Annotated in this window: 21 protein-coding genes and 1 tRNA gene; 7 read left to right on the top strand and 15 right to left on the bottom strand. The window is 34.2% G+C overall.

Going from position 1 to position 23,580, the window contains the following annotated elements; all coding sequences use genetic code 11:
• Positions 1-42 precede the first annotated feature (42 nt).
• From ribH to GWR14_RS03485, 5 genes are all read left to right on the top strand, one after another.
• Positions 43-615, top strand: coding sequence for a 6,7-dimethyl-8-ribityllumazine synthase (ribH, locus tag GWR14_RS03505; RefSeq protein WP_163407668.1), 573 nt, complete (start codon positions 43-45; stop codon positions 613-615).
• 176 nt (positions 616-791) lie between these two features.
• On the top strand, positions 792-2,705 hold the full coding sequence (mutL, locus tag GWR14_RS03500) for a DNA mismatch repair endonuclease MutL (RefSeq protein WP_163407667.1): 1,914 nt from the start codon (positions 792-794) through the stop codon (positions 2,703-2,705).
• Positions 2,702-3,499: a rhomboid family intramembrane serine protease gene (locus GWR14_RS03495; protein ID WP_163407666.1), complete on the top strand. Its 798-nt coding sequence runs from the start codon at positions 2,702-2,704 to the stop codon at positions 3,497-3,499. The genes mutL and GWR14_RS03495 overlap by 4 nt, the downstream gene beginning before the upstream one ends.
• 46 nt (positions 3,500-3,545) lie before the next feature.
• A complete protein-coding gene (locus tag GWR14_RS03490; RefSeq protein ID WP_163407665.1) occupies positions 3,546-4,406 on the top strand; it encodes a rhomboid family intramembrane serine protease in 861 nt (286 codons plus the stop codon).
• A gap of 16 nt (positions 4,407-4,422) precedes the next feature.
• Positions 4,423-5,469 (top strand): endonuclease/exonuclease/phosphatase family protein, encoded by a 1,047-nt coding sequence (locus GWR14_RS03485; RefSeq protein WP_163407664.1) that lies wholly within the window; start codon positions 4,423-4,425, stop codon positions 5,467-5,469.
• Between the two features lie 90 nt (positions 5,470-5,559).
• On the opposite strand, the gene GWR14_RS03480 is transcribed toward GWR14_RS03485, so the two are convergent.
• The 7 genes from GWR14_RS03480 to GWR14_RS03450 all read right to left on the bottom strand — a co-directional run bounded on the left by GWR14_RS03480 (position 5,560) and on the right by GWR14_RS03450 (position 11,447).
• The gene (locus GWR14_RS03480) at positions 5,560-6,174 is read right to left on the bottom strand and encodes a WbqC family protein (protein WP_163407663.1); all 615 of its coding nucleotides are present in this window, start codon (positions 6,172-6,174) and stop codon (positions 5,560-5,562) included.
• A gap of 91 nt (positions 6,175-6,265) precedes the next feature.
• Entirely contained in the window at positions 6,266-7,960 is a 1,695-nt protein-coding gene (gene lepB, locus GWR14_RS03475; RefSeq protein ID WP_163407662.1) for a signal peptidase I, read from the bottom strand.
• A gap of 47 nt (positions 7,961-8,007) precedes the next feature.
• Positions 8,008-8,715 carry a 4-hydroxy-tetrahydrodipicolinate reductase gene (gene dapB / locus GWR14_RS03470; protein ID WP_163407661.1) on the bottom strand — a complete coding sequence of 236 codons (708 nt, stop codon included), beginning with the start codon at positions 8,713-8,715 and terminating at the stop codon, positions 8,008-8,010.
• 45 nt (positions 8,716-8,760) lie between these two features.
• A complete protein-coding gene (locus GWR14_RS03465) occupies positions 8,761-9,321 on the bottom strand; it encodes a DUF5683 domain-containing protein (RefSeq protein WP_163407660.1) in 561 nt (186 codons plus the stop codon).
• Positions 9,321-10,223 (bottom strand): ParB/RepB/Spo0J family partition protein, encoded by a 903-nt coding sequence (locus tag GWR14_RS03460; protein WP_163407659.1) that lies wholly within the window; start codon positions 10,221-10,223, stop codon positions 9,321-9,323. Before GWR14_RS03460 ends, GWR14_RS03465 begins: the two co-directional genes overlap by 1 nt.
• Positions 10,224-10,228: 5 nt before the next feature.
• Positions 10,229-10,996, bottom strand: a complete 768-nt coding sequence (locus GWR14_RS03455; protein WP_163407658.1) for a ParA family protein — start codon at positions 10,994-10,996, stop codon at positions 10,229-10,231.
• A gap of 376 nt (positions 10,997-11,372) precedes the next feature.
• A tRNA-Pro gene (locus tag GWR14_RS03450) sits at positions 11,373-11,447 on the bottom strand.
• 177 nt (positions 11,448-11,624) lie between these two features.
• Between GWR14_RS03450 and trxB the strand changes: the two genes are divergently transcribed.
• Entirely contained in the window at positions 11,625-12,572 is a 948-nt protein-coding gene (gene trxB / locus GWR14_RS03445) for a thioredoxin-disulfide reductase (RefSeq protein WP_163407657.1), read from the top strand.
• A gap of 133 nt (positions 12,573-12,705) precedes the next feature.
• On the opposite strand, the gene GWR14_RS03440 is transcribed toward trxB, so the two are convergent.
• From GWR14_RS03440 to GWR14_RS03420, 5 genes are all read right to left on the bottom strand, one after another.
• Entirely contained in the window at positions 12,706-13,539 is an 834-nt protein-coding gene (locus tag GWR14_RS03440; RefSeq protein ID WP_163407656.1) for a GIN domain-containing protein, read from the bottom strand.
• Positions 13,540-13,624: 85 nt separating this feature from the next.
• On the bottom strand, positions 13,625-14,356 hold the full coding sequence (locus GWR14_RS03435) for a head GIN domain-containing protein (protein WP_163407655.1): 732 nt from the start codon (positions 14,354-14,356) through the stop codon (positions 13,625-13,627).
• A gap of 3 nt (positions 14,357-14,359) precedes the next feature.
• The gene (locus GWR14_RS03430; RefSeq protein ID WP_163407654.1) at positions 14,360-16,090 is read right to left on the bottom strand and encodes a PspC domain-containing protein; all 1,731 of its coding nucleotides are present in this window, start codon (positions 16,088-16,090) and stop codon (positions 14,360-14,362) included.
• A 3-nt stretch (positions 16,091-16,093) separates the two neighbouring features.
• The gene (locus GWR14_RS03425) at positions 16,094-16,426 is read right to left on the bottom strand and encodes a PadR family transcriptional regulator (protein ID WP_017498072.1); all 333 of its coding nucleotides are present in this window, start codon (positions 16,424-16,426) and stop codon (positions 16,094-16,096) included.
• Positions 16,427-16,622: 196 nt separating this feature from the next.
• Positions 16,623-17,102 (bottom strand): DUF4870 domain-containing protein, encoded by a 480-nt coding sequence (locus GWR14_RS03420; protein ID WP_246236272.1) that lies wholly within the window; start codon positions 17,100-17,102, stop codon positions 16,623-16,625.
• Positions 17,103-17,332: 230 nt separating this feature from the next.
• Here GWR14_RS03420 and GWR14_RS03415 point away from each other — a divergent pair, with 230 nt between their 5' ends.
• Positions 17,333-17,785: a DUF4442 domain-containing protein gene (locus GWR14_RS03415; protein ID WP_163407653.1), complete on the top strand. Its 453-nt coding sequence runs from the start codon at positions 17,333-17,335 to the stop codon at positions 17,783-17,785.
• Between the two features lie 74 nt (positions 17,786-17,859).
• On the opposite strand, the gene GWR14_RS03410 is transcribed toward GWR14_RS03415, so the two are convergent.
• The 3 genes from GWR14_RS03410 to GWR14_RS03400 all read right to left on the bottom strand — a co-directional run bounded on the left by GWR14_RS03410 (position 17,860) and on the right by GWR14_RS03400 (position 23,376).
• Complete coding sequence (locus GWR14_RS03410; RefSeq protein WP_163407652.1) at positions 17,860-18,012, bottom strand: hypothetical protein; 153 nt, start codon at positions 18,010-18,012, stop codon at positions 17,860-17,862.
• Between the two features lie 585 nt (positions 18,013-18,597).
• Positions 18,598-20,838 carry a multicopper oxidase family protein gene (locus GWR14_RS03405; protein WP_163407651.1) on the bottom strand — a complete coding sequence of 747 codons (2,241 nt, stop codon included), beginning with the start codon at positions 20,836-20,838 and terminating at the stop codon, positions 18,598-18,600.
• A 6-nt stretch (positions 20,839-20,844) separates the two neighbouring features.
• Complete coding sequence (locus tag GWR14_RS03400) at positions 20,845-23,376, bottom strand: heavy metal translocating P-type ATPase (protein WP_163407650.1); 2,532 nt, start codon at positions 23,374-23,376, stop codon at positions 20,845-20,847.
• Between the last annotated feature and the right edge of the window lie 204 nt (positions 23,377-23,580).

Here is a 23,580-nt window from a genome sequence, read left to right as displayed (position 1 = left end):
TAAATCAACCCCGAAATAAGGGTTAAATCTTAAATATTAAAAATGGCTACCGAAAATAAAAATTTATCAGAATACGATAAAAACACAATCCCAAATGCGAAAGACTTTCGATTTGGGATTGTTGTTTCTGAATGGAATGATACTATAACAGAAGGACTTTATAATGGTGCTTTTGATGCGCTGATCGATTGTGAAGTTCCTGCACAGCAAATTATCCGTTGGAATGTTCCGGGAAGTTTTGAATTGATTTATGGAGCAAAAAAAATGCTTCAGACACAAAACGTTGATGTGGTTATTGTAATCGGATGTGTAATTCAGGGACAAACCAAACATTTTGATTTTGTGTGTGAAGGTGTTACACAGGGAATTAAAGACTTGAATGTTCAAACCGATATTCCTGTTATTTTCTGTGTTTTAACAGATAATAACATGCAGCAGTCAATTGACAGAAGCGGAGGAGTTCACGGAAATAAAGGTACAGAAGCAGCAATTGCCGCTATTAAAATGGCCTACATTCGTCAGCAGGCTTCAATTGCACATACATTCAACCAGCCTTTGCTGACTTCCGGTGCTCTGCAGATTGAAGATTCACCAAGAAAAATAGAAAACGAATAAAACACGTTTGTTTTAAAAATATTAAAACCTATACTGTGTAATAATGGTATAGGTTTTTTGTTTTTTTTATGACATGACATATTCTAAAAGCCAAGAGAAAATTATTAAATTTGTATACCTTAGTTTAGATTTTAAATCAAAATTCTTAAATCGTTAATCTACTATCTTAAATTTTAATGTCAAGTATAATTCAATTACTTCCTGATCACGTTGCTAATCAAATTGCTGCTGGAGAGGTGGTCCAAAGGCCTGCTTCAGTGGTAAAAGAATTGTTAGAAAATGCTGTTGATGCAAATGCAACGGACATTAAACTGATTATAAAAGATGCCGGTAAATCATTGGTTCAGGTTATTGATAATGGCAAGGGGATGAGTGTTACTGATGCCCGTTTGTGTTTTGCGCGCCACGCAACTTCAAAAATCCGTCAGGCAGAAGATTTGTTTTCTCTTGCAACCAAAGGTTTTCGTGGAGAAGCATTGGCTTCTATTGCTGCAATTGCCCACATGGAAATGAAAACCAAACAAGATCAGGACGAATTAGGAACGCACATTGTAATTGAGGGTAGTAAATTTGTTTCGCAGGAAGTGGCTGTTTTACCAAAAGGCACTTCGTTTGCCGTGAAAAATCTGTTTTTTAATATTCCGGCACGTCGTAATTTCTTAAAGTCGGATACGGTTGAATTTCGTCATGTCATGGATGAATTTCAGCGTGTGGCACTTGCACATCCAAATATTCATTTTACTTTTTATCATAATGGGAGTGAAATGTATAATCTTCCGGCAGCAGGTTATCGTCAGCGAATTGTTGGAATTATGTCTGGTAAGACTAATGAAAAATTGGTTCCTGTAAATGAAGATACAGAGATTATCAATATTCAAGGATTTGTTTGCAAGCCTGAATTTGCGAAGAAAAATAGAGGAGAACAGTTCTTTTTTGTAAATGATCGTTTCATAAAAAGCGGTTATTTGCATCATGCAGTTATGGCAGCTTACGACGGCTTATTGAAAGATGGTTCACAGCCAAGTTACTTTTTGTATCTTCAGGTACCGCCTAATACAATTGATATTAATATACATCCGACTAAAACTGAAATAAAGTTTGATGATGAATCAGCTTTGTATGCTATTTTGAGAGCCTCAATAAAACATAGTTTAGGTCAGTTTAATGTGGCTCCGGTTTTGGATTTTGACAGAGATTCAAATTTAGATACACCATATCATTATAAAGATATGCAGGCGGAAACGCCAACAATTCAGGTTGATTCCACTTTTAATCCGTTTACCGATGACAAAACGAATCAGCATTTCAGTAAAGCCAGTTCGGGACCTTCAAACTACAGTTCAGGATCTTCGTCCGGGTCATCCTATTCTGGTTATTCAAAACGAGTAGAGCCTACTGCAAGCTGGGAAAGTTTGTATGTGGGACTGGATACCGAAAATTCTGAAAGTATAGAAAGTTCGCCTTTTACATTCGAAAATGAAGAAGTGACTTCTTCTTTGTTTAACGACGATGAGGTAGAACAGACTAGTCAGAAAACGTATCAGATTCATAAAAAATATATTGTTTCGCCAATTAAATCAGGAATGGTTATTGTGGATCAGCAGCGTGCTCATCAGCGTATTTTGTACGAACAGTTTTTACTAAATATGACCGTTACGCAGGCTTCAAGTCAGCAATTGCTTTTTCCGCTGGATTTATTTTATTCTTCTGCAGAAATGGAACTGATTGAAGAATTAAAACCTTCACTGGAAACCACCGGATTTGTCTTTGATGCGACAATGTCAGATCATGTTGTGATTTCCGGAATTCCGGTAAATATTACCGAAAGTGAAGTTCCGCTGGTAATAGAACAATTGTTGAGTGATTTACAGGACGGCATTCCTGCCAACAGTTATAGTCAGAATGATACTATTGCCAAGTCGATGGCCAAAAGTTTATCGGTTAAAACCGGATCATATTTAACCGAAAAAGAACAAGATAATTTAGTAAACGGTTTGTTTGCCTGTAAAGATCCTAATATTTCACCTTTTCAAAAACCTACTTTCATCACTATGCGTGTGGAAGATATAGATAAAAAGTTTGCCTTATGATGAATATCACTCCAGTTGTAAAACAACTCCTTATTATTAATATTATTTTTTTTGTAGGTTCTCAGTTGGTAGATGCATCTTATGGGTATTTATCATTGTTTTATCCTGAAAGTAATAATTTTCAAATTTGGCAGATTATTACTCATATGTTTATGCATGCACCATGGCCAAATTTTGCTCATATTTTATTTAACATGTTTGCATTATATAGTTTTGGTTCTGCATTGGAACATTTTTGGGGAGGAAAAAAGTTCTTGTTTTTTTATATTTCATGTGGACTAGGAGCAGCTTTGCTTCACACAGGAGTAAATTACCTTCAGTTGCAATCGCTTTTGAGTTCGGTTTCAGAATTGAATTTATCTAAAGCTGACCTTCATTTAATTTTGAATACAAGATATGAATCTGGGGAAATTATACAAGGTCAAGTTGCTGCTATTCTAAAAAATGCACATTGTACTCAAGAACAATTTAATATTTTAGGAGAGGCTGCTGGAATTGTACAATCTCCTGTCTTAGGAGCTTCTGGTGCAATCTATGGTTTGCTTACCGCTTTTGCCTTTATGTTTCCTAATGCTGAGTTAGCCTTAATGTTTATTCCTGTTCCAATCAAAGCGAAATATTTTGTTCCGGGAATTTTAGCAATTGATTTATTTTTAGGATTTAAAGGTAGCTCCCTTTTTGGAAGTGGAGGTACAGGGATTGCCCATTTTGCTCACGTTGGAGGAGCGATTGCCGGTTTTTTAATGATGTTATACTGGAAAAAAAATCAGTTCAATAACAATCGTTGGAATTAATTTTTAACTTTAAAATGATTAACTTTAAAAATCAAACGAAGACTTTATGAATATTCTTGACGATCTAAAACTGCAATATAAATTAGGAGGCATCGCAATGCGCATGATTTATTGGAATATTGCTTGTTTTCTTATTTCTTTAGTCTTCTATAAATTTTCAATTGGCCAGTTTGATTTTCCTAATTGGCTTGCATTGTCATCAGATCCGCAGGTTTTTATGTTCAAACCTTGGACATTTTTAACCTATGCGTTTTTCCATTTTGGATTCATGCATTTGCTGTTTAATATGCTGGTCTTGAATTTTGCCAGTAATTTATTCCTGACATTTTTTAATCAAAAGCAATATTTAGGGCTCTATATTTTAGGGGCTATATTTTCAGGGATTGTATTTGTTTTAAGTTATTATGTTTTAGGAAACTCAGCATCAATAGTTGGGGCTTCGGCGGCAATTATGGCAATTTTGGTGGCTGCTACAACCTATCAGCCATTAATGAATGTTAGGCTGTTTTTGTTTGGTAATGTGAAACTTTGGCATATTACAGGAGTTGTTTTGCTGTTAGATTTAATGCAGCTTCGGTTAGAAAATATGGGCGGACATATTTCTCATCTTGCAGGAGCTTTTTTCGGATTTGTATATATAAAAATGCTTCAAAATGGTACAGATTTAAGTGTTGTTGTTTCTAAAATATTAGATTTTTTTGCCAATTTATTTAGAAAATCCCCAACGACCCCATTCAAAAAAGTTCATAAAAATTACAAGAAACCTACAGAGAAAACCACATCACGAATTGTTACGAAAGACAAAACGCAACAACAAATTGATGAAATTTTAGACAAGATCAGCCAGTCCGGTTATGATTGTCTCACAAAAGAAGAAAAAGAGTTTTTATTTAAAGCTGGAAAATAATCCTTAGCCAAAAAATATGAAGAACCTTTCGTGGTTTAACAAAATAATGTTCTTTTTGAATATGGTGCTAACTGTGTTTACATTCAGCATTTATATTTTACCTTTTTTAGCACCTAAAAGTTTTCCACTTTTATCGGTGCTTACACTGTTTATGCCTGCTTTCTTTGTTGCAAATGGATTGTTTTTTCTTTATTGGGCAATTCAGTTTAAAAAACGTCTTATTTTGTCAGGTTTGGTTTTATTGACCGGAATTACGTTTATTAGTAAATTTTATAAAATATCAGGTAAAGAATATATTAAAGGAGAAAAGGATTTTTCTGTAATGAGCTATAATGTTCGGCTTTTTAATGTTTTTAAATGGCTGGATCGTGATGATATTCCGTCAAATATAAAAACTTTTATTGATGAAAAAGACCCTGATATTTTGTGTATACAGGAATATTCTAATTCTGCTCATCTTGATTTAAAAGTATATCCTCATCGTTATATCTTTATTGATGGAAAAAAAATAAAAACCGGTCAGGCCATTTTTTCAAAATTTCCGATTATAAATGAAGGGAATATTGTTTTTCCTAATTCGGATAATAATGTGGTTTATGCAGATATAAAACGTGGTAAGGATGTGATCAGGGTTTATAATATGCACTTGCAGTCTATTAAAATTTCACCTGATGTGAATGAGATTTCTGATGATATTGATAATGTTAACCAAAAAAAATCGCAGCGTATCTTTGCCAGAATAAGCAAGGGATTCAGGCAGCAGCAGGAACAGGCAGAGATTTTCAAAGAAAATATAAAACAATGTAAAACCCCGATTATTATTTGTGGAGACATGAATAATAGTCCGTTTTCTTATGTTTACAGAAATATTAAAGGAAAACTGAAAGATGCTTTTGAAGAAGCGGGAGAGGGTTTTGGAGCGACTTACAAATTCAAATATTATCCGGCCCGGATAGATTATATTTTTACAGATCCTAAAATGAAAGTAAAGCAGTTTGAAAGCTTTTCTGATTTTGAAAATTCAGATCATTATCCAATAATGACAAGACTTTCAATGGAATGATTTTTTAGTCGAAAGTGGAAAGTCAAAAGTCTGAAATTAAAAAGTTAAGTGATATGAAAATAATTCACAACTTACAATTCACAATTAATTTTATATAATTTTCTGCGTTTTTAAATAATCCATTGCGAATTTACCTTCGTTAAAAAGTAAATCTAAAACACTTAAATTGTTGATAAAACCATGTTTGTCATCAAAAACCTGAGGGTATTTTTCGAATGAATTAGCATCTTTTTTTCCGTTTGCCAAACGTCTGAAATCAGCAAAATCTGAAACATCGTGGAAATATTCAGTAGTTTTTCCAAATTCTAATTTCATTCTGAGGCATTTTGTTACAATGTCCAGAACTTCGAAATTTAAATCCATTAAAAAGGTGTGTTTTTTTTCAAAAATCGGAACAATATCGTCCTCAAAGTACTCAAAGAAAGGGGAGCTTCTGTATGCAGCTTCTAATGATTTAAAATGCTGTTTCTGCCAGTCAAATTCATTTTCGATCAAAATATCTTTTGTTTTTTGATGTGTGGTTTTAGAATGTTTGACAGGGATGTTTAATAATTGAATTCCATTCGGACTATAGATATAAGTTCTGTTTCTATTGGTCTGTTTCTGAAAATTATCTTCCATTTCAAAAGTTATAGTTTCAGATTGAGCCATTACCGCAAAATGACTAATTGAAGGAAAATAGGTAGGAAGTAATAAGGAATTCATTTTGTTTGTTTCAGAGTTTAAAAGTTTCAGGTTTCAGGTTGACGTTAAGAACGTGAAACCTGAAACCTGAAACAAAAATAACTTATTTTATTTATGCTTTGTTTTCTTTTCTCTTTTTCCAGAAGAATTCCCCAACAAAATAAAGGGCGAGAACAATTAGGAAATATTTGAAATAAGACTGAGGCTGGCCTTCACCATCAACAGTTGTGAAAACCCTGTCCCAGCGAATTTTGTTGATTCCTTTTCCGTTGGTATCCCAGCTCATCCAAATAAAAACAGGTTTACCAACAATATGGTCGCCGGGAACAAATCCCCAGTAACGACTATCTTCTGAATGATGACGATTGTCTCCCATCATCCAATAATAATCTTGTTTGAAAGTATAAGAGTTAGTTACTTGGTCGTTGATTTTAATTTCATTACCATTGATTTCTAATTTGTTTCCTTCATATACCTTTATTATTCTTTCGTATAAAGTTATGTTGTTACTATTTAATTGTACAGTTTCACCAGCTTTAGGAATTGATATTGGTCCGTATTCATCCATTGTCCATTTTCCATTGTGAGGGAAGATTAAGACATCTCCTTTTCCTTTGTCGATATACCTAACGATTGAATCTATCGTTGAGTTTTTTCTTAATTCAGCTGCGGCTTTTAATGTTAGATTTGCGTTTGCCTGAGCCAGATATTGTTCCTGAGCGTATAATCCTGATTTTGTAATCACATCAGCAGGGATTCCATTAAATCCAGTTTGTACGGTGTATGAATTGTCAGGATTATGGTTAGCAGACATAATATAAGGTCTTACGGCTTCTAATTGCGCATCGCTATTTGGTTTGATTATGTATGTTCTTGCAAATTCAGTAGAACCTGTAGATTTTAATAATTCGTTAGATACGCCTTTAGCAGCATAAATAGTATGTTCGTATTGGGGTTTTGCTCTTTCGGGTAAAATTAATTCTTTACCGTTAATATATACTAAACCATTTTTAATAGATAAATTGTCTCCAGGAATACCTACGCAGCGTTTTACGTAATTTGATTTCTTGTCAATTGGTTTTATAACACCTGGTCTTCCTTTTGGTTCAAAGAAATAATGAACAGTATCAACCGGCCAGTTAAAAACAACAATATCGTTTCGTTTTATTTGTTCTAAAGCAGGAAGCCTGAAATAAGGTAATTGCGGCCAGCTTAAGTAAGATTTCTTTTTTGTTAATGGAATAGAATCGTGAACCATTGGTAAAGCAACTGTTGTCATTGGGACTCTTGGTCCGTAGTTTACTTTGCTTACAAATAAAAAATCACCTATTAATAATGATTTCTCTAATGAAGAAGTAGGAATAGTAAAAGGCTGGATAACATAAGTGTGAACCAGTGTTGCTACGATTATTGCGAAAAGTAAAGAGTTTACTGTATCTGCGGTTTTGTTTTCGCTAGTTAATTTTCTGTTTGCATTATGCTCTAATTTTTGTGTATAGTTGACATAATAAATATAAAATCCGAATGTAAAAATTCCTAAAATAGTATCTAAAGTTGATTTTTTGCCAAAAGTCCTTAAGGTTTCTACCCAAACAACAGGAAACATAATCAGGTTTATAATCGGAATGAAAAGCAATAATGTCCACCATGTTGGGCGGCTTATGATTTTCATTAAAACAATAGAATTATAAACAGGAACAGCTGCTTCCCATGATTTTCTGCCGGCAGCCTGATATAATTTCCAGGTACCTAAAAAATGGATTATTTGTACTGCTAAGAAAAAAACAAACCAAAGATAAAGTGTCATAGTTTTATATTTTAGTTCTGAAATTTCAGAATATTATTTTTTGGATTTTATTTAGATTCCAGATTTAAAACGTCTTTCATAGTGTAGATTCCTGTTTTTCCTGCAAGCCATTCTGCAGCAATAACAGCACCAAGCGCAAAACCTTCGCGATTGTGAGCAGTGTGTTTTATTTCAATGCTGTCAATAGCTGAGTCATAATTTACAGTGTGCGTACCGGGAACTTCGCCAATTCTTTTAGCTTCGATGTGTATTTGATTATCTTTTGCTTCTTCTAAAGTCCACTCCGAATAATTGCTGTTTTCAATAACGCCTTTTGCTAAAGAAATTGCCGTTCCGCTTGGAGCGTCTAATTTTTGAGTATGATGAATTTCTTCCATTGATACTTTATAAGAATCAAACTGAGCCATAATTTTGGCTAAATATTCATTAAGTCCGAAGAAAATATTAACACCTAAACTGAAATTTGAACTGGAGATGAAACCACCTTGTTTTTCGTTACAAAGTGCTATCATTTCATCGTAACGGTCCAGCCATCCTGTTGTTCCTGAAACTACAGGAACATTTGCATGAAAACAATTTGAAATATTGTCTACGGCTGCTGTAGGTACACTGAAATCAATAGCAACATCTGCTGTCGAAAGTCCGTCGTAAGTATTAAACTCGTCTTTTTTCAAAACAATTTCATGACCTCTTTCCAGTGCAATTCTTTCGATTACCTGACCCATTTTTCCGTATCCTAAAAGTGCAATTTTCATTTTTTTTTGTATTTTTTTTAAATTTAAACAGATTAAAAATGCTGTTTAAAAGTTGTAGTTAAAAGTTAGTCCGACATTCGGTTTAAAAGTTACATCCGCAGGGTAAATTTCCGGACGGAGCGATAGTCTTTCGTTGACGTTAAATTGAATTAAAGCAGCATCAACATTGGCATCAATGATGTTTAGAACATAGAATCCAACAACAAAAAGAGCCGATAAATCGCGATTACGCTGATAAAATTTCTGACCGGCGATAAGCCTGTCATCGTCTAGATATTGGTAATTATCATTGTTATAACCTTCAAGTCTTCGTTTATAGGCGTCACGATAATCATTGTATTTTTTGTTATTGTCAATGTAGAAATACAGGCTGGTGCCAATTGCACCGTAAACCAAAGGAATTTTCCAATATTTTTTATTGTATGCTTGTCCTAAACCAGGTAAAATTGCTGAGTAGAAGGCTGCTTTTGCAGGTCTTAGTGGATCTATTTCCTCTAATTTACTAGTGTCTTTAGCTACCAAAACCGTTTCTTTTTCTGCCTGGGCAAAAAGAGAGACGGTTCCTAAGAGAAAGAACAAAAGACTTATGGGGACAATTTTATTCACTATCCGTTTATTAATTTTATAATTCTGTTAAAGTCTGCTTCGGAATTAAAAGGGATTGTGATTTTTCCTTTTCCGTTGCCAGCCACTTTTATGTCAACTTTTGATCCAAAATAGTCGTTGAAAGTGTTTTTTTGAGTTTCTCTAACTACAAACGCAGAATCTGCTTTAGGTTTTCCTTCGGCTTTAGGCTGATTTCCTTCGTGATAATTTTTAACTAAAGCTTCCGTTTCACGAACAGATAAGTTTTGGCTTACTATTTTTTGGTAAATATCAGTCTGAACATCTAAATCTTCAATATTGATAATAGCTCTTCCGTGTCCCATGCTGATAAAACCATCACGGATACCTGTCTGAATAATAGGGTCTAACTTTAAAAGACGTAAATAATTGGCAATAGTAGAACGTTTTTTTCCTACTCGCTCGCTCATTTGTTCCTGAGTTAATTGAATTTCGTCAATTAAACGCTGGTAAGAGAGAGCAATTTCGATGGGGTCTAAGTCATGACGCTGAATATTCTCTACTAATGCCATTACTAATGATTCATTGTCATTAGCAATACGGATGTAGGCCGGAATATGAGTTAGTCCAATTGATGTTGAAGCACGTAAACGGCGTTCTCCGGAGATTAACTGATATTTGTTGAAATCTAATTTTCGAACAGTGATAGGCTGAATTACACCAAGTTCTTTGATGGAAGTAGCTAATTCGCGTAGTGATTCTTCGTTGAAATTACTTCTGGGCTGAAACGGATTTATTTCGATAGCACTTATTTCAAGCTCAATAATGTTTCCAACTACTTTGTCAGCATTTTTATCTTCTACTGATGTAATATCATTTTCAGGATCTTTTAATAATGCTGATAATCCTCTTCCTAAGGCTTGTTTTTTAATTGCTTTTGTCATAAAAACTATTTGCTGTTTTTCTTTATAATTTCCTGAGCTAAATTAATGTAATTTACTGCTCCTTTGCTGGTGGCGTCATAATTGATGATGCTTTCGCCAAAACTTGGAGCCTCACTTAATTTTACATTTCTCTGGATAACGGTTTCAAAAACCATATCATTAAAGTGTTTCTGGACTTCTTCAACAACCTGATTTGATAAACGTAATCTAGAATCGTACATTGTTAACAATAGCCCTTCAATGTCAAGATCAGGATTGTGGATTTTTTGAATACTTTTAATAGTGTTCAATAGTTTTCCTAATCCTTCAAGTGCGAAATATTCACATTGAATAGGAATAACTACAGAATCAGCTGCAGTTAAAGCATTCAGAGTTAGTAAACCCAGAGAAGGAGCACAGTCAATAATGATATAGTCATATTCTTGTTTTGCTTCTTCTAATGCTTTTTTTAGCATGTACTCACGGTTTTCTTTGTCAACCAATTCAATTTCGATCGCAACAAGGTCAATGTGGGCAGGAATCACGTCAACGTTTGGCGATGTACATTTTAAAATGGCTTCTTTTGGTGTTACGGTATGCTCAAGAATTTGGTAAGTTCCAGTTTCAACTGTTTCTACGTCAATTCCTAGGCCAGATGTAGCATTGGCCTGTGGATCAGCGTCGATCAACAATACTTTTTTCTCTAAAACACCTAATGAGGCAGCAAGATTTACTGATGTAGTAGTCTTTCCAACGCCTCCTTTTTGATTAGCAATAGCAATGATTTTGCCCATTTATTTTCTGAATTTTGAACCGTAAAAATACAATTATTTATGGTTTTTGAAAATCTATTTTGTTAACATTTATGAAACGCTCCTGAACCTTTGTTTGGTGGGTGTTTAAGTGAAATTAATTTTACTTTGAATGAAAAATATTAACGAAGATTCTTGCTGTTTAATATAGATTTTGCAAAAAAATGTTGTGCTTGGGAAATCTTTCATAAAAAATGAATGACTATTAAAAAACTCTTTTCAAAAATGAAAAGGGTTTTTGTTGGAGTGGAATGATTCGAATCTGAAATCTTTCCAATTTCAATCAGGACAGGATAATTGTTCCGGATGTTTAGTTTAGAACAAAAAAAAAGTCTTTTCATTTTTGAAAAGACTTTTGTCGGGGTGGCAGGATTCGAACCTGCGGCCTCCTGCTCCCAAAGCAGGCGCGATAACCGGGCTACGCTACACCCCGAAGATGTATTTTGGAATACTGCCCGAAAGCGGATGCAAAGATATAAATAAATTTCGTTTACGAAAGGAAAATTTTAAAATAAATAAAACTTATTTTAAGATAGTTATTTAGGATTTATTTTGAGGGTGATTTTTTATAATAAAGTTTACATTTGCATCTCTAAAAACTATAAATGCTATGTCAGATACAATCGAAAAAATTAAATGCCTAATTATAGGTTCTGGTCCTGCAGGTTATACTGCTGCTATTTATGCTGCCAGAGCAAATATGAATCCGGTTTTATATCAGGGAATGCAGCCAGGGGGTCAGCTGACAACTACAAATGAAGTGGAGAACTTTCCGGGTTATGTTGATGGGGTTACAGGGCCTGAAATGATGATTCAGTTACAGGAACAGTCAAAGCGTTTTGGAGCAGATATCCGTGACGGATGGGCTACAAAAGTTGATTTTTCAGGAGATATCCATAAAGTGTGGATTAATGATAAAATAGAATTGCACTGTGAAACGGTTATTATTTCTACAGGAGCTTCAGCTAAATATTTAGGATTACCATCAGAACAGCATTATTTGAATATGGGTGGAGGAGTTTCTGCCTGCGCTGTTTGTGACGGTTTTTTCTACCGTAATCAGGAAGTTGTAATTGTTGGGGCAGGGGATTCTGCTTGTGAAGAAGCACATTATTTATCTAAACTTTGTAAAAAAGTAACGATGTTAGTAAGAAGTGAGAAATTCAGAGCTTCTAAAATTATGGAGGAGCGTGTTCGTAAAACTGAGAATATCGAGATTTTAATGAATCATGATACTGTTGAAGTTTTAGGTGACGGAAATGTAGTTCATGCTATCAAAGCATTAAATAAAACTAGTGGAGAAGTAATTGAAATTCCTGCAACAGGTTTCTTCGTAGCGATTGGTCATAAACCAAATACAGATATATTTAAAGATTACATCACTCTCGACGAAACAGGTTATATTGTAAATACTCCGGGAACATCTAAAACAAATGTTGAAGGTGTTTTTGTAGCAGGAGATGCAGCAGATCATGTGTATCGTCAGGCTATCACTGCAGCTGGTACAGGTTGTATGGCCGCACTTGATGCCGAAAGATATTTAGCTGCTAAAGAGTAAAGATTTAGTTTCAGGTTTTCTCTGTTTGAAGTTTCAAGTTATTTGAGTGTAAATCTAGAAAGGCTGTAAATAAAAAAATCCATTCGTGATGCGAATGGATTTTTTTATTCATACAAACCTGAAACAAAAAAAATTATTTAATCTTCTTAATAAGTTTAGCTTCTTCACTAAAGCGGGTAAGTTCTATTTTTGGTTTTCCCAAAAGTGAAACTTCTGCTTTGTCTCCTATTGCAAGAGAAATAGAAGTTTCGGCTAAAACAGTTCCTGTTGCATTGTTTTCAGCAGTAAAATTTGCTTCTTTTATGGTGAATTTCGATCCTGTAAAGCTCGAATTATTGTCTATTCTAATACTTCCTTTTTCAGCAGCACCCTCAATGGCAGCTGTTGCTTTTTGGTATAAATCGCATTTGAACTTAATTGCAGATACCAAAGATTTAATAGTTGAATTTTTACTTAATTGTAAAGATCCTTCATCTGATTTTAAATTTAGCTCGGTTTTAGATTTATCGTCAGCGGTTAAACTGAATTTTTTTGCATTTACATTCAAGAACAATTTAGAATAGTCATAACTATAGAAGTTAATATCATCTAACTGAAGTTCCTGGATGGCATACACAATAGCTTCGTTTTTAGTAATTACTTTCGTAAATGATTTGGTATAAGTAACACGGACTGATAGTTTCTTGAAAATAGTGGATTCTTTTGATGTATACAGACGAAGTGTTTTTTCTCTTAAATCCATTCCGATGATATCATGTAGATTGTCATCTGCTTCAATTTTTATTTCGTTTTTTTCGCCTCGTTCCAAATAAACTTCAATGTTGTCATCAACTTCGATAGCATCAAAATCACCAACTTCTTTTACCGATGTTGTAACAATTTTAGTGCCTTTAACTTTTTCTCTTTTTTGCGCAAAAGTGAATGTAGTAACTAATAGCAATAACATTAGGGCTGCGTTTTTCTTCATTAATTCTGTATTTTGATTTTGGCAAATATAAAAAAATCATCCACTTTTGATGAATGATTTCTTTTATATTTAACACATAGTAAGGTTATCCTTTGCTAACGCTCCCACCTGAATTTTCAGTTTTTTCGATTGTTTTAGGTGATGAGTCATAATTAATGCTTCCACCGCTAGAAGCTTCGGCTTTTAAACTTACTATAGGATGTACATCTACACTGGCTCCGCTTGAGGCTTCTGCATGAACTTCATTAGCCAGAAGTTTTTCAGCATTAATACTGGACCCGCTCGATGCTGATGCTTTTATTTTTAATGCTTTGCCTTGTATGTTTATTGTGCTTCCGCTTCCAGAATCACTGGAGATATTGTCAGATTCAATGTTAACATCTATTGAAGCAGCACTGGATGCTTTCAGATCTATATCTTCTCCAAGAATCACTTTTTGAGCTTGTATAGTAGACGCACTAGAAGCCTCCAGTTTGTTGATAACCGGCATTTTTACAGTTACTCTTTTAGTAACATCACCAAATGAACTGTATTTGCATTTAATAATCAATGTTCCGTTTTCTACTTTTGTAATAATGTCTTTTTGCAGATTGTCATCGGCCTCAACTGTAATTTCAGTCGAATCAGACTGTATGATTACCACATCGATAGCATTGCTAACAGATACTTTTTTAAAATCACCCTCAACGATTCTTTTTTGAGTGGTTACATTTCCGCTGCCCTCAATCGTATTCAAATTAAAGTTACATGAGGCAAACAATAATGCAGTAATAGCTGCAATAATGAATTTCGTAATATGAATGATTATTTTTATCATGGTTTAGTTAATTTTAATTATAACTCCGTTTTTATCAGTGGTTAGCCTTCCTTTTCCTTTTTTGGCATTTAAAACTTCTTCTCCATTAATTTTAATCGAAACTTCTTTTACAGTATCGTTTTCATTAACGTAATCGTTGTCATTTTTATAGTCATTATCATTATAATCGTCTTCATCTGCAGGACAATTCAAACATTTAATTTTAGAACCCTGTACTTTATAGCTATAGTTTCCGCTAAAGTGTAAGTTAAAGAAATCATTTTCAGAGTCATCATAGTCCTGTATTGAAGCATCTGGTTTAAATAATTGACCTTCTGGTAAGTATAAAAATACATCTACTTCCTGACCTCTGAATTTATTTTTCACATCTGTAAGAAAATAATTATCCAAAATTAAATAATTTCCTTTGATCTGAAAGTTGTAAATAATTTTTTCTGCTCTTTTTTTAGCACTTGTAAATGAATTTCCCCTTGCACTTTTTTCGATTTGTATGTAAGGAGCTGCTTCATCGGTATGCAAAACATGTAAACGAACATCATTTGAATAGATTAAATCATTATTGGCAGAGTCCTGTACAAACTCAAAATCTTTATGATGATCTAAATCTTTCGCATAGTAATCATTATATCTGAACTTTACATAAAGCGTATCATTAGGAGTAATGTTGATTGTTTTTTTCTCTACCGCTTTATTATCGTATGAAATTTCAGTAGCTTGTTTGATTCCTATACTGATCGCAATGGCAACAGCAATAATCCAAATCGCTAATAAAGTATATTTGGCAATGTTTCCGATAGTTTTTGTATTTGGAGACAACAATTTGAAACCCAAAAGTGTCATAAAGAAAAACGGGATTCCAACAGCAAAGAACATTAATAAACCAAATGACCAGATCGGATATTCAGTAAAGTTACCGGCTTCGATAAAGTTTTGCCAAGGAAAATCAAGAAAAACATTTGTTCCTAAAGTGAATATTCCAATTAATAATAATATTAAGACAGTAACTCCTGACATAATCAAAATTACTCCTAAAAACTTAGCAAAGATTTTAAAAACCGTCATGATAAAGTCTCCAAATGAACTACTTATTCTCTCAGCTCCCGACTTTACCTGGTTTCCCATTTTATCATAATCTGCATTTTTGAATTTATCAGATAATGAATCTATTTCTTCACGAACTTTTTTTTCGATGTTTGAAATCGTAACTGGTTCTCCTGTCATTTCCAGTTTCTCTGAAGTTGTTACTGCTTCAGGAGTTACAATCCAAAGAACGAAATAAGCTAAAATCCCTGTTCCAAAACCTGCAAAAACAAATATTAAGAATACGATTTTAACCCATACAGCATCTATTCCAAAATAATGTCCCAGACCTGTTGCTACACCGCCAATCATACCTTTTTCTTTGTCACGGTATAATTTTTTGTGCTTTGTGTTTGCATAATTAAAAGACTGATTTGCATTTTCTTCGTCTTCAAGTCTGTAATCTTCAGGCTGTCCCATTACCGCAATCACTTCGTCAACATCTTTCAAGCCAACAACATGTTTTTCGCTTTTTTGCTTTTCTGTTAAAAGTTCAGAAACACGCATTTCGATATCCTTAATAATTTCATCCTGACCAGATGAGTTGTTTAATGATCTTTTTATAGCGTCAAAATAGCGTGTCAATTTTAAATATGCATCTTCATCGATGTGAAAAAACATACCGCCTAAGTTAATATTTACTGTTTTGTTCATGACTTATTGATTTTGATTGGTGATTAGTTTTACGGCATCAGACAATTCTGTCCAGGTTCCGCTAAGTTCGTTTAAAAATGTTTGTCCTATCTCGGTTAATCCGTAATATTTTCTTGGTGGTCCCGATGTCGATTCTTCCCATCTGTAATTGAGTAAGCCGTCGTTTTTTAGTCTGGTTAAAAGAGGATAAACAGTTCCCTCAACAACTAATAATTTTGCGTTTTTTAAAGTGTCTAATATTTCAGATGTATATGCGTCTTTTTCTTTTAATACCGATAAGATGCAAAACTCAAGAACACCTTTGCGCATCTGTGCTTTTGTGTTTTCAATGTTCATAATTTCATTTCATTTTTTTTAGATTGAACAATTCGTTTTTTGATTGATGATGATGATGATTGATGATTGATTGTTTTTTAGGAGCTGTTTCCTGCTATTCGCTGCAATCTTTTCTGCCGAACCCCGGCACAAAAGGATTTCCACTTCTATCAGGGCTGGGGCTCCGGTTTAGCTATAACCTTTAACCCTTTAATAATTACTTTATAAAAGGAATCGTTAACGGATATTTGTATAATTCTCCGTTTGAAGCTTTTATCGAAGCATAAATCACTAAAAAGAATTCAACAAATTTTAATAATCCAAAAAGAATTACTGCCGTGATCCCAACACTTAAAAGACCAATATTTCCTTCAAGATTAAAATTTCTGATGATAAAATCTTCATCATTAATAATTGCTTCGATTGGAAGGTTCTGCAAAAACACAGTTACAAAAATCGGAATTGCAATAAGTGCTAAAATCAAAGTGTAAAGCAATAAGCTTAACTGAAAATTCAAAGCCTGTTTTCCGTGGTGATCTGCAAATTCAGATTTGTCTTTATAATTTGTCCAGATGATAAGTGGAAAAATATAATTCCCAAACGGAATGATGTACTGACTTAATGTACTCAAATGAGTAAATGCTGCTGTATTCTTTTCTGATGTTTTTTCCATGATGAGTGGTGTTGATGTTTCCATGATTAAAAGTATATAGTAATTTCTTATGCAAATATATATCTAAAAAACAGTATCTTGTTTTACATAGTACCATATATTAACAAAATTTTAACAAGTTTGAAATTTGTAATATAATGATAATTTGCTCAAAATCATTTGAAATGCCTGATTTTACTGGTTATGTTTGAAAGTATAATGAATTTATTGTGCGCGCATAGTTTTTTTGTATTTTTGCATAAAAAATATATCAAATGGCAGTTTCAGTTTCTAAACTCAATAAATTTGTCTTCTTCAAATTACCATCAGCTTACTTTTGCGGGGTACGTGTAAAAGATATAAACGAAAACAGTTGTGCAGTAACAGTAAAACACAGATGGATTAATCAAAACCCTTTTAATTCGATGTATTTTGCAGTTCAGGCAATGGCAGCTGAGCTGACGACGGGTGCTTTAGTGATTTCTCAAATTCAGGAAAGCGGTAGAAAAATATCAATGTTAGTAGCCAACAATAAAGGAAACTTCAGTAAAAAAGCCACTGGTAGAATTACATTTGTCTGCAACGACGGACATTTAATTGCAGATGCTATCAAAAAAACGATAGAAACCGGAGAAGGGCAGACGTTCTGGATGAAATCGGTAGGAACAAATGAAGAAGGTGTTCAGGTTTCTGAAATGGATTTTGAATGGAGTGTTCGTTTGAAGTAGATCTTTAGGTATAAAATTATATAACAAAAAGACCTCGTTTTTAGCGAGGTCTTTTTGTTGAAATCAGGTTCAATTTATTTTTTAGCGCAACAAGATTTTTTTTCTGCTGCTGTTTTTTTGCAGCAAGATTCTTTTTTTGCTTTTTCTTTTGTCGTTGGTTTAGTTTGCTGAGCACTTACTCCAATTGAAAATAGAGCAACGGTTACTACGGTGATTACTTTTGTCATTTTGTTATAATTTTTTATTAGTAATAGTATAATTAGTGAGTCAAATATAGAAGGTTTTATGATTGGTATAAATGAGGGATTTGTTAATGTTTTAGTAAAAGTGAATCTAAAATATGAAGATTCAATGCTTTTCAATATTACGGTTATATGATTTTCTTATGAAGAACTGAACTACCATTATGATAATTAACACAATTATAAAAAAGAATTCTATGATTACAAGTCCTACAAAAGGCATTCCGCAATGAAATTGTCCATTAGACTCAGATCTCAGTTTATAATCGAGTAATTTAAAAGCAAAATAATAAAAGAGAATTTGCGAAAAAAAACTAATCAGGCATACTTCCGACAAATTTAGTTTAATGCTTTCTGAAATTGCTTTTCTCCCAAACATAGTTTGAAATAATAAAGGCAAGGTAAGTAATAAGAGTAATAGAATTCCGTACATAAATTTAGTTTAAAGTGATTTTGGGTGATTATTTGCCTTTTCAAAATTGATGCCATTAAATAGTTCAGTTTTACTTTTCGAATAATTTTAAAAGACATTATTATATATTTACTTAATCACTTATATCGTTCAAAAAATCAATAATTCAAATTAAACCCAAATCCAATTCCCATATCACTGTCATAATGCGTTGTGATTCCGAAGTTTCGGGCAACGATGTATTTCAGTCCCGTCATATATTCTTTATCCGTATTCCACATTAAATTCACTCGAAGTCTTTGTGAGAGCGGAATATCTTTTCGTTCAAACTGTACTCTTACATTTCCATCGGTATACACTTCAACTTGTGCTTTTACGAGCATTGGTAAAGTATATTCAGCACCTAAACTGAAAACTGAACGATTGTCTTTGGTGTTTTTCTGTCCAAAAAGATTTTGTTCCTGTTCGTCCATTCCCATTTTTCGGTAACGCCAGTCAAAACCGATAAAAGGCATTAACCATTGATTTTTTCCAATATATCTTCCAATATGAGTTTCGGTTTCATAACCATGTTCGTTGTTGTAACCTAAACGCCATTCTGTTCCGATGCTCCAGCGTGTGTTGCTGTACATAGCTTCACCATCATTTCCGTTTGAAGCAAAATCATTTTCACCCATAAAATGAAACATACGGTCATCCATTTTTAACATTTTATAGGCCATTTCTGGATGATGAATCAACGGATTTGGTGCTGAATTTTCGTAACTAAAAATTCTTCCCATTCCTGCCATCATATGATATAAAATATGACAATGAAAAAACCAGTCGCCATCGGCATTTGCCTGAAATTCGATTGTGTCGGTTTCCATCGGCATAATATCAATTACATTTTTGAGCGGTGAATAATCGCCGTGTTCGTTCAAAATTCTAAAATCATGTCCATGTAAATGCATGGGGTGGCGCATCATTGATCCATTGTATAAAACAATACGAACGTTTTCTCCTTTTTTGATTAAGATTTTATCTGTTTCAGAAACTACTTTATTATCCAAACTCCAGACATAACGATTCATATTTCCAGAAAGCGTAAAACGCAATTCTTTTACCGGAGCGTCTTTCGGAAGATTGGTTTTAAAAGGCGATTTTAGCATTCCGTAATTCAAAGTCACAATTTCAGAAGTTTCGGTGCTGTCACGTTCCATTTTCATATCGTCCATATTATGGTTGGAATGATCCATAGCAGGTTTTGCATTTTCATCTTCTCCCGAAATTTCAGGATACATAACGGCATTCATGTCCATTTTGTTCAATGACATATTCATTCCCATATCGTTCATTTCGCCATTCATTTTCATCATATCGTTCATCATTTTCATTCCTTCAAAATATTTTAGTTTCGAAAGATGATGAACAGGCTGTTTTTCTCCATTTCCTAAAAACAATGATGCAGATCCGGTTCTGTCTTCGGCTGTAGCCAAAAAGGCAAAAGCTTTATTGTTCTCTGGAATGGTAACCACGACATCATAAGTTTCAGAAACCGCGATAATCAAACGATCAACTTCTACCGGTTCAACGTCATTTCCGTCGCTGGCCACAACGGTGATTTTTCCACCGCCATACGTCAGCCAGAAATAACTAGAAGCACCACCATTAGCAATTCGTAATCTTACTTTTGAACCTGGTTTAAGGTCTGAAAACTGCTGTTCGTTTTTTCCGTTAATCAGGAACTTTTCATAATAAACATCGCTGACATCCATGGCATTCATTCGTTTCCATTCGTTGGTTACTTTGGTCGAAAAATGCCCTTGCTTCAAAGCTTCAAAATAACTTTGAGTGGTTCCTTTTTTTATAGCAAAATAATCATTGGCATTATGAAGCATTCGCTGGATATTCTCAGGCTTAAGATCTGACCATTCGCTTAAAATAACCGGAATTGTCGGTAAATCGTCAATGCCTTTTCTAATCGTTGCATCGTCTTTTTTCTTATTGATGATAAAAAGTCCGTATAAACCAATTTGTTCCTGTAGTCCTGAATGGCTGTGATACCAATACGTTCCGTTCTGAATAATTGGAAATGTATATTTATGAGTTGTTCCCGGTTCAATCGGCATTTGAGTTAAGTATGGAACACCGTCTTCTTTATTAGGCAAAAATAATCCGTGCCAGTGCATGGCTGTATCTTCATTTTTTAATTCGTTATGCACATAAATTTCCGCAATATCGCCTTCGGTAAAAGTCAGCGTCGGCATCGGAATTTGTCCATTCACTGCAATCGCACGTTTTTCTTTACCTGAAAAGTTGACAATCGTATCGCGAACATGTAAATCGTAACGTACGATTTTCTGTGCCTTTAGCTGAAAAGCGACCAAGAAAAGTATAAAGAGGTATTTGATTTTCATGAATGATTATAATTTTAAATTTCTCAATCGCAAAGCATTTACGATTACGGATACCGAACTTAAACTCATTGCTACTGCAGCCAACATTGGCGAAAGCAAGATTCCTAAAATCGGATATAAAATTCCAGCAGCAATTGGCACGCCCAAAGTATTATAAATAAAAGCAAAGAATAAATTCTGTTTGATGTTTGACATCACAGAATGGCTGAGTTTTTTTGCTTTTACAATCCCGTTTAAGTCTCCTTTTACTAAAGTAATTTTAGCACTTTCAATCGCAACATCGGTTCCTGTTCCCATAGCAATTCCAATGTTAGATTGTGCTAAGGCAGGAGCGTCGTTGATTCCATCGCCTGCCATGGCAACAATTTTTCCTTGAGCTTGCAGACGTTCGATTTCTTTCAATTTATCTTCGGGCAGACAATCTGCTTTGAAAGAACTTAGATGTAAATGATCGGCAACTGCTTTTGCAGTATTATGATTATCACCCGTCATCATGATTACTTCAACACCTTGTGCAATTAATTCTTGAATCGCTTTTGCACTGTTTTCTTTAATGGCATCGGTAATAGCAACATAGCCTAAAATAGTCTGATCAATAGCAATATACGAAATAGTTTTGCCTAAATTCTGTTCGGCAATAACTTGTTTTTCTAGATCTGAAGAAATAGCGGCACCAATTTCGTCCATTAATTTTTTATTTCCTAAAGCGACTTTTTTGTTTTCTATGATTCCTAAAACGCCTTTTCCAGCAATAGTTTCAAAACCATGAACTTCTTTAAAAATAGTGTTTTTTGTTTTCGCGTAATGCACAACGGCCTGCGCTAATGGATGTTCGCTGTGCTGATTTAACGAAGCAATGTTTTCAAGCAGAAAATCTTCGTCATTATTAACAGCAGCTATTTTTTCAACCGACGGTTTTCCTTCGGTAATTGTTCCCGTTTTATCGGTTATCAAAACATCAATTTTGTTCATGTTTTCTAAGGCTTCTGCATTTTTAATCAGGATGCCGTTTTGAGCGCCTTTTCCAACTCCGACCATAACCGACATTGGTGTCGCCAATCCAAGCGCGCAGGGACAGGCTATAATTAAAACGGCAATGGCATTAATTAATCCGTAAACATAAGCGGGCTCTGGTCCAAATTTCGCCCAAAGAAAGAATGTCAACACAGAAATAATAACAACCGTGGGTACAAAATATTTAGAAACGTGATCGGCTAATTTCTGAATTGGAGCACGAGATCTGCTGGCGTCATTTACCATCTGGATAATCTGTGAAAGCATCGTTTCTGAACCGACTTTTTCAGCAATCATCACAAATGATTTGGTACCGTTTATAGTTCCTGAGATAACTGCATCGGCTGTTTTTTTGTCTACGGGAATTGGTTCTCCTGTAATCATCGATTCGTCGATACTGCTTTCACCAGAAGTTATTTTTCCATCAACTGGAATTTTTTCTCCTGGTTTTACACGAAGTAAATCGCCTTTTTTGATGTTGTGAATAGAAATTACTTTATCTACTCCATTTTCTACCAAAGTAGCTTCTGTCGGAGCCAATTTCAGTAATTCTTTTATTGCGCCATTGGTTTGTCCATGTGCTTTGGCTTCCAATAATTGTCCCAATAAAACCAAAGTGATAATTACGGTTGCGGCTTCAAAATACAAATGAATCGTTCCGTGATGTGATTTGAATTCGGTTGGGAAAATATCAGGAAAAAACATTCCGGCGATGCTAAAAAGGAAAGCAACGCTGGTTCCAATTCCGATTAGAGTAAACATATTCAGATTCCAAGTCACAATAGATTTGTAAGCACGAACAAAAAACATCCAGCCCGCATAAAATAAAACTGGAATCGAAAATAAAAACTGAACCCAATTCCATTTTTCAATAGACACTATATTGTAAAGCGGGTTATTCGGAATCATTTCTGACATTGAAATAATGAAAATAGGAAGCGTAAACAAAATCGCAATTTTCATTTTTTTCAATAGATCCGTATAGGTTTTGTTTTCTTCGCTTTCTGAAGCCTGCATCGGAACTAAATCCATTCCGCAAATTGGACAGTCGCCTGGTTCGTTTGAAACAATTTCTGGATGCATCGGGCAGGTAAATTGTGTTGCTGTGATAGCAACTTGTGGCACTAAATCCATTCCGCAGACAGGGCAGTCTCCAGGTTTATTATAGGTTTTGTCGCCTTCGCAATGCATTGGACAATAATAAAGGCCATTTGCACTATGTTGATGTACTTTTTCAGCTGTTTTATGGTGATCGTGGTTCTCTTTTTTATGACCCGAACAGCATGATTTTATTGCTGGTTCAGAATGGTTTTTAGGAGAATCCATTGCAATGGTATAATTTCCTGCGGCCGATAAAACTTCCTGAAATTTTTCTGTCGGAACATGGTTTTCCATTGTTATGACAGCCGTTGGCGGATTTAAAGTCACTTCTGCCTGAACGCCTTCGACCTCATTTAAAGTTTTTTCGACTTTGGTTCGGCATCCGTTGCAAGACATTCCTGAAATTATATATTGGTGGGTCATTGTATTGGTTTTTAAGTATTACAATGCAAATTTCAGAAGTACAATTTACAACGATTTGTATAATTTTGAGAATGATTTGTAAGATTTACTAAGATTTTTGTTTCAAGCAGATTTTTTTAAGGTTGTTATTAATCTCGCAAAATCGCAGAGACGCAAAGTTTTATATTTGTTAAGATAATTAAAAAATGTCTCCCGCAGATTCTG

Origin of the sequence: Flavobacterium ajazii (assembly GCF_010614725.1) — a bacterium.
In the GTDB taxonomy this organism is placed as follows: domain Bacteria; phylum Bacteroidota; class Bacteroidia; order Flavobacteriales; family Flavobacteriaceae; genus Flavobacterium; species Flavobacterium ajazii.
The sequence above is the reverse complement of the archived record's forward strand: the minus strand, read 5'-3'. Positions and strand labels throughout refer to the sequence as shown.